Origin of the sequence: Salmonella sp. SA15303 (genome assembly GCF_029962125.1) — a bacterium.
In the GTDB taxonomy this organism is placed as follows: Bacteria; Pseudomonadota; Gammaproteobacteria; order Enterobacterales; family Enterobacteriaceae; genus Salmonella; species Salmonella enterica.
Window position 1 is genome coordinate 1,914,908 of sequence record NZ_CP123924.1, and the last position, 15,642, is coordinate 1,930,549.

Consider the following 15,642-nt stretch of genomic DNA (forward strand, 5'->3'; position numbering starts at 1 on the left):
GAAATCCTTAATCGTCGCCTTTGAGTTTTTTACGCTCAACGTACAGCCCTGCCGCTTCACGAACGAAAGCTGCGCAAATCTTTGCCTGATAACGGTTTTCGAGATCGTCGGCGATAGCGAGCAGCTCTTCTTTCGTTGAACGATACGGACGAAGGGCGTTGTAGATTTCAAGAATGCGATCGTCCGGTACCGCGGTCAGTTCGGCGGCGCGTTCGAAGTTCATCGCCAGCCGGTCGCGACCCGCATCTTTGGCGATAGAGGCCTGTAAGCGCAGGGTTTCCGGGGTAATACGCATATCCTGAGCGGTGACTTTATTGCTCAGCACGTTTTCCAGCGTAAAGTCGTCCAGCGTTTTATTGGTGGCGGTTTTCACCCATTCCGGGTGTTTGTTCGCCAGCGGGTAGTCGCTGACCTTTGCGCTGCGGGACGTGCCGCCTGCCGCAGGAGCCGCTGCTGGCGCATCGCCCTGCAGGCTGTTCATGCGGCTCAATACGTCCCGGACCATCGATTCAATTGCGTCGGTATTCATGGAGTTATCCTTTATCAAAGCGCCACGCGCAGTTCCTGCGGGTTTTTGCCCGTCACGACGTACTTGGTCTCTTTAATATGCAAAATGGCCGACTTTGCCTGGTACTTCGGGCGTGCCATCTGGTCATTGAGCGTAGGGACCGGCTGCGGTGATTCTCGTTTCGCATAGCGGGCGGCGTTTTTACCAATCTGACGGTAGGTTTCCAGCGTCAGCAGCGGTGCCTGCGGGAACAGCTCCAGGTTGGAGAGCGGCGGTAGCCCCTGCTGGTGGATAACCGTAGTACCTTTCGACTGGATGCCGATGGAGATGCCGGATCCGCTCAGGCGGTTACCTTCAACGGCGACGAACGCCACGTCGGAAGATTTAAAGCAGCGAATCACGCGCGCCTTGATGCCTTCTTCTTCAATACCGGCAATGACTTCGCGCAGAATGCTCTTATGCGGTAAGCCGACGATATTGACGGTTTGCGCCAGGCCAAATGCCGGGCCGACGGCGATAATGACTTCGTCCTGCTGAGTGCCCTGGCGCGCTTCGCCCACTTCGGTCAGAAAGCCGTCGCCCGCAGGCGCAGCGGTCTGTGGTGCTGTGGATGCCGCAGGCGCATTAAACGAGACGGGTTTATCGCTGCCCTTCATATCGCGGAGTACGTCTTCAATTATCTGGCGCAGCAATTTTTCATTAATTTCCATTTCTCACCCCTTAATCAATCTCGTTGGGATCAAGAGCGCCAGGGATGTTTTTAATCTCTTCCCAGCGTTCTCCCTGCAGGCGATAACCTGTTGCCGGACCGGCATAGTCATTGACGTCATTAACCGCAGAGAGCACTTGTCCGTCGCCGACGATAATGGCGGAGGTGTGCAAATAGTCGCCGGTTAGCTTGGCTTTCTGGATGTTGAGCATGTCCTGGGCCACGTCGGTAAACCCGCCCTGAGCCAGCGCTTTCACAACTTCCAGACCGTTGCGGTTTTTATTGATGATTTCCTGGGCGAACTTGATGTCTTCGACGATGTTGCGCTCCGGCATATCTTTCGAACCGTGGGCATAGGTCGCGGCTTCAACTTCTTCATCGGTAATCGGCGGCAGTCCCATTCCGGCAAACACGGCCTGCAGCGCGCGGGCGGCTTTGTTACGGATGGCGATAACGTCCTCTTCGCGAACCGGGCGCAGACCGCCGTCCACTTTCAGGTCACGCTGGATAACGTTGTAGTCGTCAAAGTCTTCCGCATCTTCGTTGGAACCGGCGAACATGTTGTCGTAGTTCGGCACCGCGGAATAACCGGAGGAGATAAAGTCGGTACCCGGCAGGAACTGCATCAGCAGGCGAGCGGTACGACGCATATCGGAGTGGGTGAAGGTCTGGTCGTTACTGGAGGCGCATTCCAGATCCAGCGAAGAGCAGATCAGGTTTTCCGCCAGCACGGCACGAATGCCTGACGGCACGGCAGACGGTACGCCGATGCAGCTTACGGAGCCGTTTTGCAGCCCCTGAACGCCCGCGGCTTTGGTGATATAGATGCAGCGCGCTTCCAGATACAGCATGGATTTGCCTTCGGCGTAGCCCATCTGCACTTCGGAGCCGGAGCCGGAGGTGAAGCGCATTTTCAGGCCGCGAGAGGCGTAGGAAGAGGCTAAGAAGCCCTTCGACCATGGGGTATCGTCACCGTCGGTGAAGACCGGCTCGGTGCCGTAAACGGAGATGGTTTCGGCGTAGCAGGTGTGGCCCAGCATGCCGAGCTTCAGCTCGGTGGCTTCTTCCAGCGAGCATTGAGTCAGTACCCCCGGACGACCTACCTGAGAACCAACCAGCAGCGCGATGGCGTTGAACGGCGCATAGCGCGCTACCGCAACCGTCGTCTCTTGTTCGTCAAACCCGCGCCATGCGCCTTCGGCGGCATCGGCGGCAATTTGCACCGGGTTGTCTTTAACGTTGGTGACGTGCGCCTGTTGAGATGGAGTACGGCGGGCGCGCATTTTCTGCATCGCCATCATCATCTCAACCACGTTCATATGCGAAACCACTTCGACAATTTTCGCTGGGGTCATCGCGGTGGTTAGCGGAACGATTTCGCTGCGCTTGACGTTCGGATCGCACAGCATGTTAGCCAGCTTGACCGAATCCATCGCCATCACTTCTTCGGCGCGGTTCAGGTTGATGCCGTAGCGGGCGATAAAGTGGTCGATCAGGTCGAATTCGCTAACCGGTTTTCCGTCCAGCTCGGTTACCGCGCCGTTAACGATTTTTATCGACGGTTTTGGGTCGTTCGGGCTTTCCATCGCGATAAAGCCTTCTTCGATCCACTCCTTAACAAAGCCGTCCTGATTCACAGGGCGTTTCGCCAGTGCTTCAAATCTTTTCGATCTCATGAATCAGCCTCGTGGGTATCAGATGTAGGACGGACGATCGTTTTTCGGTTCAGAACCGAGGGTCGCAAGGACGGTTTTGCCGATTTCGCGGGCGGAGGTCACCGCCTGACGGACCGCGCCGGAGTCGCCGGAAATCACCAGAATAGCTTCGTTACTAAAGCTGGTGCCGTGCGCCGGAGAGCTGTACGCCACGACTTCAACGTTGGCTGACTTCAGCGCGGTATCGGCCATCAGTACGCCGACGGAAGCCGGAGCGCCGACGATAATGCCGCAGGCGCGGCCAATCGGCGCGCCGAACGCTTTTTCCAGCGCATAGCTGGCGCGAGCGGTGTACTGCAGCTCGATATGTCCGGCTTCGTTGCCGTAAACATCACCGAAGGTGCGGTCCAGCTCTTTCAGCGCGACTTCGATACCGCGCTTGACGTCGGAAACGTCGTTACCGCCTAAAATAATCAGCGAACCGTGGCCCGCGCCGCCTTTGGTATCGCGCGGCAGCTCAATGCTGACCACTTCGGTGTTGGTGGCTTTCACCGCTTCGTCCGCCGCCATAATGTGCGGGCCTGCGCCGGTGCGGGCGCCGAGAATGCCGATGGAACGATAGCGCTTCTCAAGTTTCATCGCGTCCAGCAGGGCGGTATCGACGTTGGCGATAACCAGGCCCAGGGTATCGCCAATGGCGGTCCCGACAAATTCCGTTAAACTGCAGCTTTTTTCTGCCATAGCCGTCTCTCGTATAGGTTGGGGTTGACCAGGGATGGCCTGTTGTTCCGGCGTTGCCACACGGGCAATCACCTGCGCCATGATCTGTTCCACCAGCTCATTGCTGCTCATTGGCTAATTCCCTTCGGTAAGATTTTTTCTACATCGGTGTGAGGGCGTGGGATGACGTGTACGGCTTTCACTTCACCCACGTTGCGTGCGGCTGCGGCACCTGCATCGGTGGCCGCTTTGACCGCGCCAACATCGCCGCGCACGATGACGGTTACCAGCCCGGAGCCAATCTTTTCATAGCCCACTAACATCACATTGGCTGACTTAACCATTGCATCAGCGGCCTCTATGGCTGCGGTTAAGCCTTTGGTTTCTACCATTCCTAGTGCTTCTTGTTGCATAAAGACCTCGCATGGAGTGTTCCGATAGTTGGGACTATAAGAAGATGCGAGGAAAAAGAATGGCTGACTTGCTGTTGAGCATCAGAAAATAATGGGAAAGCAATATGACTAAATTGTCTTTTGCTTTTATAACTTATTGATAAATTACATTTAATTTATTATTGTCTATATGATTATTTTGTTTTTATTATTTCATTTTTACATTTTTGTTAGTGACGAGAGTATTTTTATTTGATATGGCGAAAGACGCAAAATGTGATGCTTATTCGAAATTGATAAGTTGGCTTGTGCAATATTTTATTATTTTCACAGGCGTATTTTATAGCTCGAATCTCCCGTATGATGGGCTGCTAAAAATATCGGAAAAGCAAAATTTTGCTATCGCAACACGATTTTTCCGGGAGACAGGTTCGCAGGTTGCCAACAATTTACAGGCGGCACTTTTTATAGTGAGGTTAGCTGTACTCTACCGCCAGCCGAAACTTGCGCTGGCCAGGACACGAACTTTGCTCAGAAGGTGTCACATGAATGATTCTCTAAAGGCGCAATGTGGTGCGGAATTTTTAGGCACCGGACTCTTTTTGTTTTTTGGTATCGGTTGTTTGAGCGCGCTCAAAGTCGCAGGCGCCAGCCTCGGATTATGGGAGATTTGCATTATTTGGGGGCTTGGAATTTCACTGGCCGTTTACCTTACTGCCGGAATCTCCGGCGGACATCTTAACCCTGCGGTGACGATTGCGCTGTGGCTGTTTGCCTGCTTCCCCAAACAGAAAGTATTGCCTTATATTATTGCCCAGTTTGCCGGCGCTTTTGGCGGCGCTCTGCTGGCGTATGTGCTTTATAGTAGCCTTTTTACTGAATTTGAGACTGCGCATCATATGGTGCGCGGTAGCGTCGAAAGTTTGCAATTAGCCAGCATTTTCAGTACCTATCCGGCCGCAGCGCTAAATGTATGGCAGGCTGCGTTGGTGGAAGTGGTCATTACGTCGATTCTGATGGGCATGATCATGGCATTGACGGATGATGGCAATGGCATTCCTAAAGGGCCGCTTGCGCCTTTGCTTATTGGGATACTGGTTGCCGTTATCGGCGCGTCTACTGGACCCCTTACCGGTTTTGCAATGAACCCGGCGCGTGATTTCGGTCCCAAACTGTTCACATGGTTAGCGGGGTGGGGGAACATGGCGATGAGCGGTGGGCGAGAGATCCCTTATTTTATCGTGCCGATTGTCGCGCCTGTTATCGGCGCCTGTGCCGGAGCAGCCATATATCGCTATTTTATTGGTAAGAATTTACCTTGTAACCGCTGTGAACTGTAAGGAAATGCGAACCAGATTCACAGCAATGATGTATCGTAAAAACAGGTGAGATAATTTCGTGATCTGCTTTCACGAACTGATCAAAACGTCTCCCAGCAATGGGAGACTTTTGATATTGTCATTGTACTTTTTATCAGGGCCAGGATAATGGTAATAAAAAGTGAATGTAAATAATGTGTTTTGTTTATAACAATAAATTAACTGAGGGGTTTTATCATGATTTCTGCGAGCGCTCTGAACTCAGAACTCATTAATAAAATCGCACAGGATTTTGCACAAGCCACCGGTCTGGCGGTTGTGGTTGTCAATATTCATGGTGATGAAATATCTGAGCTATTCAATTTCACGCCGTTTTGTCAGTTGATGCGGCAGCATCCCCAGCATAGTACACGTTGTCGTATGAGCGATCGCTGCGGGGGACTGGAGGCATCGAAGTCCGATCAACCCTGTATTTATCGTTGTCATGCCGGTCTAACGGATTTTTCTATTCCGCTGGTAATCGCAGGGCATTTAGTTGGCTTTGTTTTATGCGGGCAGGTTCGTTTAAGTAATGACGTGGAGCTGGTAAACATTCTTAATGTTGACGATCGCTGGCAGGCTGACCCTGAGCTCTTGAATGAATTTCGGAATGTGCCAGAGATGGACTATTCACGCGTTATCGCTTCCGCCGATCTTCTTAAACTGATTGTTGAGAATTGCCTGAAAAAACAGCTCAATTTCGTGGTTATCAAAGACAATCCGCAGCAATCGGAGGCAAATAAAACCACTCGTGGTCCCACTCCGCATGACAGTAAAATGAAAAAAGCGCTTCGCTATATTGATGCGCATTTGTCCGACGATCTTCGTCTTGAGGATGTCGCCTCACATGTCTATCTCAGCCCCTATTACTTCAGTAAGCTATTCAAGAAATATCAGGGAATCGGATTTAATGCGTGGGTAAACCGCCAGAGAATGGTTAGCGCCAGAGAATTGCTTTGCCATAGTGACTGGAGTATTGCCAGTATTGCGCGTAATTTAGGCTTTTCGCAAACCAGCTATTTTTGCAAAGTCTTCCGCCAGACCTATCAGGTTACGCCGCAGGCTTATCGCCAGCAGATAAATGAGAATTCTCATCCTCCATCGTTATGAATAGCAATATTTTGCTATTGCCGATTTTTGATAGTCTTTTGTATCTTAATCATTTCAGAAAGAAAATTTATCTGGTGTAACAATAAATTGTCATAGCGCAACAAAATAATAAAATTTAGGGCATAAACTGCACCAGTTTTTATTTTTGTGATGAAGTACAGTGTCAGGAAAGATAAGTTTTATTACGCTTTGTCGATACGTTTTATCGTCAATATACCGGTAAGGATGAGTAGATTAACGTCAGATGAGCAACCGCTCAGGCTATTGCTCACAGAAATGTAAAACGTAGCACATTATTAATTGTCGTTATGGGTGTGCCGTACAGCCATAACGTAAACCAACAGGTTTGCCACATTTGTGGTAGGGAAGGGGGTGAAAATCCCCCGCAGCCCCCGCTGCTGTGATGCTGACGACCCCGTAAAGACCACTGATCGCAAGATTGGGAAGGACGGGCGAGGAGGACGCTAAGCCAGAAGACCTGCCTGTCGGTGATAACCAACAACTTCGGTGGGAAGTGGGTTGCGAAGACGCGTACAGTCGAAAGACTGAACATGCGCGTACCTGTATACCCCTACCACCCTGAACAGGATCAGGGTAATGGCGGCAAGGCATCACGCATTTATTCTTGCAGGCACAGGAAGCGGTTGCGGCAAAACCACGGTGACGCTTGGTTTGTTGAGGCTGCTGCAAAAACGCGCGCTGCGCGTACAGCCGTTTAAAGTTGGGCCAGATTACCTTGATACCGGCTGGCATACCGCTATCTGTGGCGTGGCGTCCCGTAATCTTGACAGTTTCATGCTTCCTCCTCCTGTTCTCAACGCCTTATTTTGCGAACAAATGCGGCAGGCGGATATCGCTGTCATTGAAGGGGTCATGGGGTTGTATGACGGCTATGGCGTCGACCCCAATTACTGCAGCACAGCCGCGATGGCCAAACAGCTTGGTTGCCCGGTCATCCTACTGGTGGACGGCAAGGCTGTTTCAACGTCGCTTGCGGCTACCGTTATGGGATTTCAGCACTTCGACCCGACCCTCAACCTCGCGGGCGTGATTGTGAATCGCGTCACTAGCGACGCCCACTATCAGCTCCTCAAAAATGCCATTGAACATTATTGCTCACTGCCGGTACTGGGGTATGTCCCTCCTTGCGACGGCGTCGCATTACCTGAACGCCACCTGGGGTTGATTACTGCCAGAGAATCCCTCGTCAATCAGCAATCATGGCATGATTTTGCCGCCACGCTGGAACAAACAGTGGATGTGGATGCGCTACTCTCGCTGAGCGTGTTATCCGCGCTTCCGGCGGGAATGTGGCCTGAACGCCCCGATAACACAGCGGGGGCAGGGCTGACGCTTGCTCTGGCGGATGATGAGGCCTTTAACTTTTATTATCCCGATAACATCGATTTGCTGGAGCGTGCCGGCGTTAACATTGTGCGTTTTAGCCCACTGCATGACCGCGCATTGCCTGATTGTCAGATGATCTGGCTGGGCGGTGGATATCCTGAATTATACGCCGCGGATCTGGCGGCAAATACGGTGATGTTAAAACATTTGCGGGCGGCGCATCAGCGCGGCGTGGCGATTTACGCGGAGTGTGGTGGTCTGATGTATCTGGGGAGCACTCTGGAGGATAGCGGCGGGGAAATTCATCAGATGGCGAATATTATCCCCGGTCACAGCAAAATGGGTAAGCGACTCACCCGCTTTGGTTATTGTGAGGCGCAGGCTATGCAGCCAACGCTATTGGCGGCGCCTGGCGAGATAGTGCGCGGCCATGAATTTCACTACTCAGATTTTATCCCCGAAACACCCGCCGTTATGGCCTGTCGTAAGGTTCGCGATGGCCGCGTGTTACAGGAATGGACTGGCGGCTGGCAGACAGGCAACACGTTTGCCAGCTATCTGCACGTCCATTTCGCCCAGCGTCCGGAAATGTTGCAGCACTGGCTGGCGGCGGCGAGGCGCGTATTATGACGATTCTTGCCTGGTGTATCGCCTGGGTGCTGGATTTTATCATCGGCGACCCTCAACACTGGCCCCATCCGGTACGCTGGATAGGTCGTTTAATCACGTTTGTGCAGCGTATTGTGCGTCGCTATTGTCCCGGCGATAAAGCGCTGCGGATTGGCGGCGGCGTAATGTGGGTTGTGGTTGTCGGGGCGACCTGGGGCGTGGCATGGGGCGTACTGGCGCTGGCGCAGCGGATTCACCCCTGGTTTGGCTGGAGCGTCGAAGTCTGGATGATCTTTACCACGCTGGCCGGACGCTCTCTGGCCCACGCCGCGCAGGAGGTTGAACGACCGTTACGGAAGAACGACCTTGCGGAAAGCCGAATAAAACTCTCCTGGATCGTCGGGCGCGATACGTCGCAACTTCAGCCAGCGCAGATCAATCGCGCCGTGGTGGAAACGGTTGCAGAAAACACCGTTGACGGCATTATCGCGCCGCTCTTTTTCCTCTTTCTCGGCGGCGCGCCGCTGGCGATGGCCTACAAAGCCGTCAATACCCTGGATTCAATGGTGGGCTACAAACATGAAAAATACCGGGCGATTGGTATGGTCAGCGCCCGTATGGACGACGTAGCGAACTATCTTCCTGCCCGACTGAGCTGGCTGTTGCTGGGCATTGCGGCAGGACTGTGTCGCCTGAGTGGTTGGCGGGCGCTGCGTATTGGCTGGCGTGACCGTTATAACCACAGTAGCCCAAATTGCGCCTGGTCGGAAGCGTGTGTGGCCGGCGCCTTAGGAATCCAGCTCGGTGGCCCAAATAACTACTTTGGCGAGCGTGTGGACAAGCCCTGGATAGGCGACGCGCAGCGCGATATTTCCGTGGACGATATTTCCCGAACGATTCGATTGATGTGGGTCGCTTCAACCCTGGCGCTGGCGCTGTTAATTGCGGCGCGGTGCGGGTTATCTGGCGTGGCCTGAGGACGACAGTATGCATTATATCCAGCAGCCCCAAACCATTGAGGCCAACAGTTTCACCATTATTAGCGACATTATTCGCGAAACGCGTCCTGATTACCGTTTCGCCAGTCCGCTCCATGAGGCCATTATCAAGCGGGTTATTCATACCACCGCCGATTTCGACTGGCTGGACATTTTGTGGTTCTCTGCCGATGCGCTGGAGCAGCTTTGTGATGCGTTACGCCATCCGTGCATTATTTATACCGATACCACGATGGCGCTGTCCGGCATTAATAAAAGATTACTGGCGACGTTTGGCGGCGAGTGTCGCTGTTATATCAGCGATCCGCGCGTGGTGCGCGCCGCACAAACGCAGGGGATTACCCGTTCAATGGCCGCCGTCGATATCGCTATCGCCGAGGAGGAGAAAAACAAGCTCTTTGTTTTCGGTAATGCGCCGACGGCCCTGTTCCGTTTGCTTGAACATAACGTGACGGTGAGCGGCGTGGTGGGCGTACCGGTAGGCTTTGTCGGCGCGGCGGAGTCCAAAGAGGCACTCACCCATAGCCATTTCCCCGCGGTTGCCGCGTTAGGGCGTAAAGGCGGCAGTAACGTGGCTGCCGCTATCGTCAATGCGTTGCTCTATCACCTCCGGGAGGCCTGATGAGCGAGCTTTCTTTTGACGCGCCGGTCTGGCACCACGGTAAAGCGTTACGTAAAGGATATACCACCGGTTCCTGCGCGACGGCGGCGGCAAAAGTCGCCGCGCTGATGGTATTACGTCAACATCTGATTCATCAGGTCTCCATCGTCACGCCGTCGGGCGTCACGCTATGCCTGAACGTGGAGTCGCCGCACATTGAAGGCCAGCAGGCGATAGCCGCAATTCGTAAAGATGGCGGCGATGACGTGGATGCCACGCACGGAATGCTGATTTTTGCCCGCGTTACGCTCAACGACAGCGGTGAGATTACGCTCACTGGCGGCGAAGGTATTGGTACGGTAACGCGTAAAGGGATTGGACTGCCGCTCGGGAGCGCCGCCATCAATCGTACGCCGCGCCATACCATTGAGTCAGCGGTGCGCGAAGCGATAGGCCCGGCGCGTGGGGCCGATGTGGAGATTTTTGCCCCGGAAGGCGAAGCGCGGGCGCAAAAAACGTATAACTCGCGGCTTGGCATTCTTGGCGGCATTTCCATTATTGGCACTACCGGCATTGTGACGCCGATGTCGGAAGAAAGCTGGAAACGCTCGCTATCGCTGGAACTGGAGATCAAACGGGCGTCAGGATTAACGCGGGTGATACTCGTGCCGGGCAACCACGGCGAACGGTTTGTTCGCGAACAAATGGGCGTCGACACACAGGCAGTCGTCACCATGAGCAATTTTGTCGGCTACATGATTGAAGAGGCGGTACGGCTGGGATTTTGCCAGATAGTGCTGGTGGGTCATCCTGGAAAATTGATCAAAATCGCCGCCGGGATCTTTCATACCCATAGCCATATTGCCGATGCGCGCATGGAAACGCTGGTCGCGCATTTAGCTTTACTGGGCGCGCCGCTGGAGTTACTCACCCTGGTCAGCGATTGCGATACCACCGAAGCGGCAATGGAGCACATTGAAGCATATGGCTTCGGGCATATCTATAACCATCTTGCCAGGCGTATTTGTTTGCGAGTCATGCAGATGCTGCGTTTTACCAAAACGCCGCCTGTCTGCGACGCCATCCTGTTTTCTTTTGATAACCATATTCTCGGCAGTAATCGTCCCGTCGACGAGATTGCTAAGGAGCTGCAATGCTAACGGTCGTGGGAATGGGGCCCGCTGGACGGCATTTGATGACGCCTGCGGCGCTGGAAGCGATAGACCACGCCGATGCGCTGGCAGGCGGTAAACGGCATTTGGCGCAGTTTCCGGCGTTTGGCGGCGAACGATTTACGCTGGGCGCGGATATTGGCGCGTTGTTGTCATGGATTGCCGCCCGTCGGGATAAAGGGATCGTGGTGCTGGCCTCCGGCGATCCGCTGTTTTATGGCATCGGTACACGCCTGGTGGCGCATTTTGGTATCGAACAGGTTCGCATTATCCCTGGCATCAGCGCCGTACAGTATCTGTGCGCACAGGCTGGAATTGATATGAATGACATGTGGTTGACCAGTAGCCACGGTCGTTGCGTCAGCTTCGAGCAGTTAGCGAACCATCGCAAAGTGGCGATGGTCACGGATGCCCGCTGCGGGCCGCGAGAAATCGCGCGGGAACTGGTCGCGCGGGGCAAAGGGCATCGCTTAATGGTGATTGGTGAAAATCTGGCGATGGAAAATGAGCGGATCCACTGGCTACCCGTCAGTGCGGTCAACGCCGACTATGAAATGAATGCAGTGGTGATCCTTGATGAAAGATGAGCTTTTTCTGCGCGGCGAGAACGTGCCAATGACCAAAGAGGCGGTACGGGCGCTGGCACTGTCGAAACTTGAGCTCCACCGCGCCAGTCACCTGATTGACGTCGGGGCGGGAACGGGAAGCGTCTCAATTGAAGCGGCGCTGCAATTTCCTTCGTTGCAGGTGACGGCTATCGAGCGTAATCCTGCCGCACTACGGCTGCTTGATGAGAATCGTCAGCGCTTTGCCTGCGGCAATATCGATATTCTCCCCGGCGAAGCGCCAATGACCATAACCGGGAAAGCCGATGCGGTGTTTATGGGCGGCAGCGGCGGACATCTGACGGCGCTGATTGACTGGGCGATGGGCCATCTGCATCCCGGTGGCCGTCTGGTGATGACCTTTATCTTGCAGGAAAACCTTCATAGCGCGCTGGCGCATCTTGCGCACATCGGCGCATGTCGAATGGACTGTGTACAGCTTCAGCTTTCATCGTTAACGCCGCTGGGGGCGGGGCACTATTTCAAACCGAACAATCCTGTTTTTGTTATCGCCTGTCAGAAGGAAGAAAACCATGTCAGAGACATTTGATCCACGCTGTGTATGGTTCGTCGGCGCCGGGCCGGGCGATCGCGAGCTGATCACGCTTAAAGGCTACCGCCTGCTGCAACAGGCGCAGGTAGTTATCTATGCCGGTTCGCTGATCAATACCGAACTGCTGGATTACTGCCCCGCGCAGGCAGAACGCTACGACAGCGCCGAACTGCATCTTGAGCAGATTATCGAGCTGATGGCGGCGGGCGTGAAGGCGGGAAAAACGGTGGTGCGTTTGCAAACGGGCGATGTCTCGCTGTACGGCTCCGTACGTGAGCAAGGCGAGGAGTTAACTCGCCGTGGTATCGACTGGCAGGTAGTGCCTGGCGTCAGCGCGTTTCTCGGCGCTGCGGCGGAGCTGGGTGTGGAATATACCGTACCGGAGGTATCGCAGAGTCTCATTATTACCCGTCTGGAAGGGCGTACGCCAGTACCGGCGCGCGAACAACTGGAGGCGTTCGCCAGTCACCAGACGTCGATGGCGATTTATCTCTCCGTTCAGCGTATTCACCGGGTGGCGGAACGTCTCATTGCCGGCGGTTATCCGGCAACTACGCCTGTCGCGGTCATTTATAAGGCTACCTGGCCGGAAAGTCAGACCGTTCGCGGCACGTTAGCGGATATTAGCGACAAAGTACGTGATGCTGGCATCCGTAAGACGGCGCTAATCCTGGTCGGGAATTTTCTGGGTAAGGAGTATCACTACTCAAGACTTTATGCAGCGGACTTTAGCCATGAATACCGTAAAGCCTGAATCCATTGCGTTGTTTTGCCTGACGCCCGGCGGCGTGGCGCTGGCAAAGAGACTCGCCGCGATGCTGCCGTTAACCTGCTTTACCAGTGAAAAACTGCGGGAAGAGGGATTTATTCCCTTCGATGGCGGATTCGCTAATACCGCCCGGCAGGCTTTTACCACTTATACCGCGCTTATTTTTATCGGCGCGACCGGCATTGCCGTTCGTGTCCTGGCGCCGTTAGTGAACGACAAGTTCAGCGATCCGGCGGTGGTCGTCATTGATGAACGAGGTCAGCATGTCATTAGCCTGCTTTCCGGTCATGCGGGCGGGGCCAATGCCTTGACGCGCTACCTGGCAGGAATGTTAGGCGCCGATCCGGTGATTACCACGGCAACGGATGTCAATGAGATGTCCGCGTTGGACACCTTAGCTTTCCAGCTTAACGCCCGCATGTCCGATCTTCGAACGGCGGTAAAAACCGTTAACCAGATGTTGGTCAGTCATCAACGTGTGGGGTTATGGTGGGATGCCGAACTAACGGAAGAGATCGGCCAGTGTGATATTCGCGGTTTTATCCCTGTTGATGATTTGCAGCGGCTGCCTGAACTGGATGCGCTTATCTGCGTCTCTTTGCGTAATGACCTCCCTGAGCTTCCCGTACCGCACTGGAAACTGGTGCCCCAGCGCGTGGTGGCGGGAATTGGCTGCCGCCGCGATACGCCATTTCCCCTGTTAGCGACATTACTGGCGCGCCAGCTTGAAGCGCAGAAACTCGATCCGCTGGCGTTAAAAGCGATTGGCAGCGTCACGCTCAAAAAAGGGGAGCCGGGGCTTATTCAGCTCGCCTCCTGCTGCCGCGTGCCTTTTAAAACCTTTACCGCCGAAGCGTTACGCGAATTCGAACACCATTTTCCCGGTTCTGGCTTCGTCAGAAAAACGGTGGGCGTTGGCAGCGTATCCGGCCCGGCAGCGTGGTTATTAAGCCAGGGACAATTGTTAGGCGAGACCCTGCGAGAACAGGGCGTCACTATTACTTTAGGAGTTGCACACTGATGTTGAGCGTAATTGGTATTGGCCCCGGTTCGCAGGCAATGATGACGATGGAGGCGATTGAGGCGCTTCAGGCGGCGGAAATCGTCGTCGGTTATAAAACCTACACCCACCTGGTGAAAGCCTTTACCGGCGATAAGCAGGTGATCAAAACCGGGATGTGCAGAGAGATTGAACGCTGCCAGGCGGCGATTGAGCTGGCGCAGGCCGGGCATAACGTGGCGCTGATTAGCAGCGGCGACGCCGGTATTTACGGCATGGCGGGACTGGTGCTGGAGCTGGTGAGCAAGCAGAAGCTGGATGTAGAGGTTCGCCTTATTCCGGGGATGACCGCCAGTATCGCAGCCGCCTCGCTGCTGGGTGCGCCGCTGATGCACGACTTCTGTCATATCAGCCTCAGCGACCTGCTGACCCCGTGGCCGGTAATTGAAAAACGTATTGTTGCCGCCGGAGAGGCAGACTTTGTTATCTGTTTTTACAACCCGCGCAGCCGCGGCCGCGAAGGGCATCTGGCGCGCGCGTTTGACCTGCTTGCCGCCAGTAAAAGCGCGCAAACGCCGGTTGGCGTGGTGAAATCCGCCGGACGTAAGAAAGAGGAAAAATGGCTGACTACGCTCGGCGATATGGATTTTGAACCGGTAGATATGACCAGTCTGGTCATCGTTGGTAATAAAACGACCTATGTTCAGGATGGGCTGATGATAACGCCGCGAGGTTACACGCTGTGAATGAGGGGGATGTGCTGGTGGTGGGCGGCACCAGCGATGCGCGCGCGTTATGCCGACAACTGGATGCGGCGAACGTCGCGTACACCTTATCCGTGGCGACGCCAGCCGGAAAAGCGCTGGCGGGCGACATTAAAGGGCAGGTGCGCTGTGGTCGTCTGGAGTACGGGCAGATGGTCGCCTGGCTAAAAGAAAACCGTACTCGCTGGGTAATAGATGCATCGCATCCTTATGCAGAAATGGTCAGCCATAACCTCCTTCGCGCCTGTGAAACGGCAGGCGTGTTGTTAAGTCGTTATCAGCGTCCGGAGCAGCTTAGCAATCTGACGCATCCGCTTCTCTATACGGCGCGCAGTATTGCCGATGCCTGCGAGATAGCGAGGCGTTTTGGTCCGCGCGTGTTACTGACGACCGGCAGTAAAGATCTGGCCGTCTGGCGTGCCGGGCTGGCGGAAAAAACGTTGCTGGCGCGCGTACTGCCCGTGGCGGAGGTGATTCAACGCTGCAGCGAACTGGGGTTCGGCGTTGGAGAAATTTTCGCTCTGTGTGGGCCGTTCAGCGCTGATTTTAACGCCGCGTTTTACCACCAGTGCCGGGCCGACGTGGTCATTACCAAAGCGTCCGGCGCGGAGGGGGGATATCAGGAAAAAGTTCAGCCCTGTCTGGATGCGGGCATTCCTTGCATCGTTATTGCGCGCCCGACGCCGCTTGTGACGGGTGATGAGTTACTGGAAAGCCAGGCCGCCTTTGCGCAGCGTTTATCGCGCTGGCTGGCCGCAGCTAAGGAGTAAAA

General features: G+C 54.6%; 17 protein-coding genes and 1 riboswitch. Of the genes, 12 read left to right on the forward strand and 5 right to left on the reverse strand.

Translation table 11 applies throughout. From position 1 onward, the window contains the following. Nucleotides 1-7: 7 nt before the first annotated feature. The 5 genes from pduE to pduA are packed head-to-tail and all read right to left on the reverse strand — an operon-like array spanning nucleotide 8 to nucleotide 4,005. Nucleotides 8-529 carry a propanediol dehydratase small subunit PduE gene (gene pduE, locus QEN31_RS09185; RefSeq protein WP_001090597.1) on the reverse strand — a complete coding sequence of 174 codons (522 nt, stop codon included), beginning with the start codon at nucleotides 527-529 and terminating at the stop codon, nucleotides 8-10. A gap of 14 nt (nucleotides 530-543) precedes the next feature. Further along, on the reverse strand, nucleotides 544-1,218 hold the full coding sequence (gene pduD / locus QEN31_RS09190; RefSeq protein WP_000405048.1) for a propanediol dehydratase medium subunit PduD: 675 nt from the start codon (nucleotides 1,216-1,218) through the stop codon (nucleotides 544-546). 10 nt (nucleotides 1,219-1,228) lie between these two features. Continuing rightward, nucleotides 1,229-2,893, reverse strand: coding sequence for a propanediol dehydratase large subunit PduC (gene pduC / locus QEN31_RS09195; protein WP_001256896.1), 1,665 nt, complete (start codon nucleotides 2,891-2,893; stop codon nucleotides 1,229-1,231). A gap of 18 nt (nucleotides 2,894-2,911) precedes the next feature. Next, complete coding sequence (pduB, locus tag QEN31_RS09200; protein ID WP_000097497.1) at nucleotides 2,912-3,724, reverse strand: propanediol utilization microcompartment protein PduB; 813 nt, start codon at nucleotides 3,722-3,724, stop codon at nucleotides 2,912-2,914. Beyond that, nucleotides 3,721-4,005: a propanediol utilization microcompartment protein PduA gene (gene pduA, locus QEN31_RS09205; protein WP_001183618.1), complete on the reverse strand. Its 285-nt coding sequence runs from the start codon at nucleotides 4,003-4,005 to the stop codon at nucleotides 3,721-3,723. The genes pduB and pduA overlap by 4 nt, the downstream gene beginning before the upstream one ends. 524 nt (nucleotides 4,006-4,529) lie before the next feature. Between pduA and pduF the strand changes: the two genes are divergently transcribed. From pduF to QEN31_RS09265, 12 genes are all read left to right on the forward strand, one after another. Then, nucleotides 4,530-5,324, forward strand: coding sequence for a propanediol diffusion facilitator PduF (gene pduF, locus QEN31_RS09210; protein WP_001000023.1), 795 nt, complete (start codon nucleotides 4,530-4,532; stop codon nucleotides 5,322-5,324). A gap of 216 nt (nucleotides 5,325-5,540) precedes the next feature. Then, on the forward strand, nucleotides 5,541-6,452 hold the full coding sequence (pocR, locus tag QEN31_RS09215; protein ID WP_000622326.1) for a transcriptional regulator PocR: 912 nt from the start codon (nucleotides 5,541-5,543) through the stop codon (nucleotides 6,450-6,452). Nucleotides 6,453-6,777: 325 nt separating this feature from the next. Next, a riboswitch (cobalamin riboswitch) is annotated at nucleotides 6,778-6,952 on the forward strand. 97 nt (nucleotides 6,953-7,049) lie between these two features. Then, nucleotides 7,050-8,429, forward strand: coding sequence for a cobyrinate a,c-diamide synthase (locus QEN31_RS09220; RefSeq protein WP_000741259.1), 1,380 nt, complete (start codon nucleotides 7,050-7,052; stop codon nucleotides 8,427-8,429). Next, complete coding sequence (gene cbiB / locus QEN31_RS09225; RefSeq protein ID WP_000153648.1) at nucleotides 8,426-9,385, forward strand: adenosylcobinamide-phosphate synthase CbiB; 960 nt, start codon at nucleotides 8,426-8,428, stop codon at nucleotides 9,383-9,385. The genes QEN31_RS09220 and cbiB overlap by 4 nt, the downstream gene beginning before the upstream one ends. Nucleotides 9,386-9,395: 10 nt before the next feature. Beyond that, a complete protein-coding gene (locus tag QEN31_RS09230) occupies nucleotides 9,396-10,028 on the forward strand; it encodes a cobalt-precorrin-8 methylmutase (RefSeq protein WP_000558988.1) in 633 nt (210 codons plus the stop codon). Beyond that, on the forward strand, nucleotides 10,028-11,167 hold the full coding sequence (gene cbiD, locus QEN31_RS09235) for a cobalt-precorrin-5B (C(1))-methyltransferase CbiD (RefSeq protein ID WP_001292908.1): 1,140 nt from the start codon (nucleotides 10,028-10,030) through the stop codon (nucleotides 11,165-11,167). The genes QEN31_RS09230 and cbiD overlap by 1 nt, the downstream gene beginning before the upstream one ends. After that, nucleotides 11,161-11,766: a cobalt-precorrin-7 (C(5))-methyltransferase gene (locus tag QEN31_RS09240; protein ID WP_000958833.1), complete on the forward strand. Its 606-nt coding sequence runs from the start codon at nucleotides 11,161-11,163 to the stop codon at nucleotides 11,764-11,766. The genes cbiD and QEN31_RS09240 overlap by 7 nt, the downstream gene beginning before the upstream one ends. Beyond that, nucleotides 11,756-12,334, forward strand: a complete 579-nt coding sequence (locus QEN31_RS09245; protein WP_000650985.1) for a decarboxylating cobalt-precorrin-6B (C(15))-methyltransferase — start codon at nucleotides 11,756-11,758, stop codon at nucleotides 12,332-12,334. The genes QEN31_RS09240 and QEN31_RS09245 overlap by 11 nt, the downstream gene beginning before the upstream one ends. After that, nucleotides 12,318-13,091 (forward strand): cobalt-precorrin-4 methyltransferase, encoded by a 774-nt coding sequence (locus QEN31_RS09250; protein ID WP_000004870.1) that lies wholly within the window; start codon nucleotides 12,318-12,320, stop codon nucleotides 13,089-13,091. Before QEN31_RS09245 ends, QEN31_RS09250 begins: the two co-directional genes overlap by 17 nt. Next, nucleotides 13,072-14,127 (forward strand): cobalt-precorrin 5A hydrolase, encoded by a 1,056-nt coding sequence (gene cbiG, locus QEN31_RS09255; protein WP_001098914.1) that lies wholly within the window; start codon nucleotides 13,072-13,074, stop codon nucleotides 14,125-14,127. The genes QEN31_RS09250 and cbiG overlap by 20 nt, the downstream gene beginning before the upstream one ends. After that, the gene (locus QEN31_RS09260; RefSeq protein WP_000953646.1) at nucleotides 14,127-14,852 is read left to right on the forward strand and encodes a precorrin-3B C(17)-methyltransferase; all 726 of its coding nucleotides are present in this window, start codon (nucleotides 14,127-14,129) and stop codon (nucleotides 14,850-14,852) included. The genes cbiG and QEN31_RS09260 overlap by 1 nt, the downstream gene beginning before the upstream one ends. After that, nucleotides 14,849-15,640 (forward strand): cobalt-precorrin-6A reductase, encoded by a 792-nt coding sequence (locus tag QEN31_RS09265; RefSeq protein ID WP_001001975.1) that lies wholly within the window; start codon nucleotides 14,849-14,851, stop codon nucleotides 15,638-15,640. The genes QEN31_RS09260 and QEN31_RS09265 overlap by 4 nt, the downstream gene beginning before the upstream one ends. Nucleotides 15,641-15,642 lie beyond the last annotated feature (2 nt).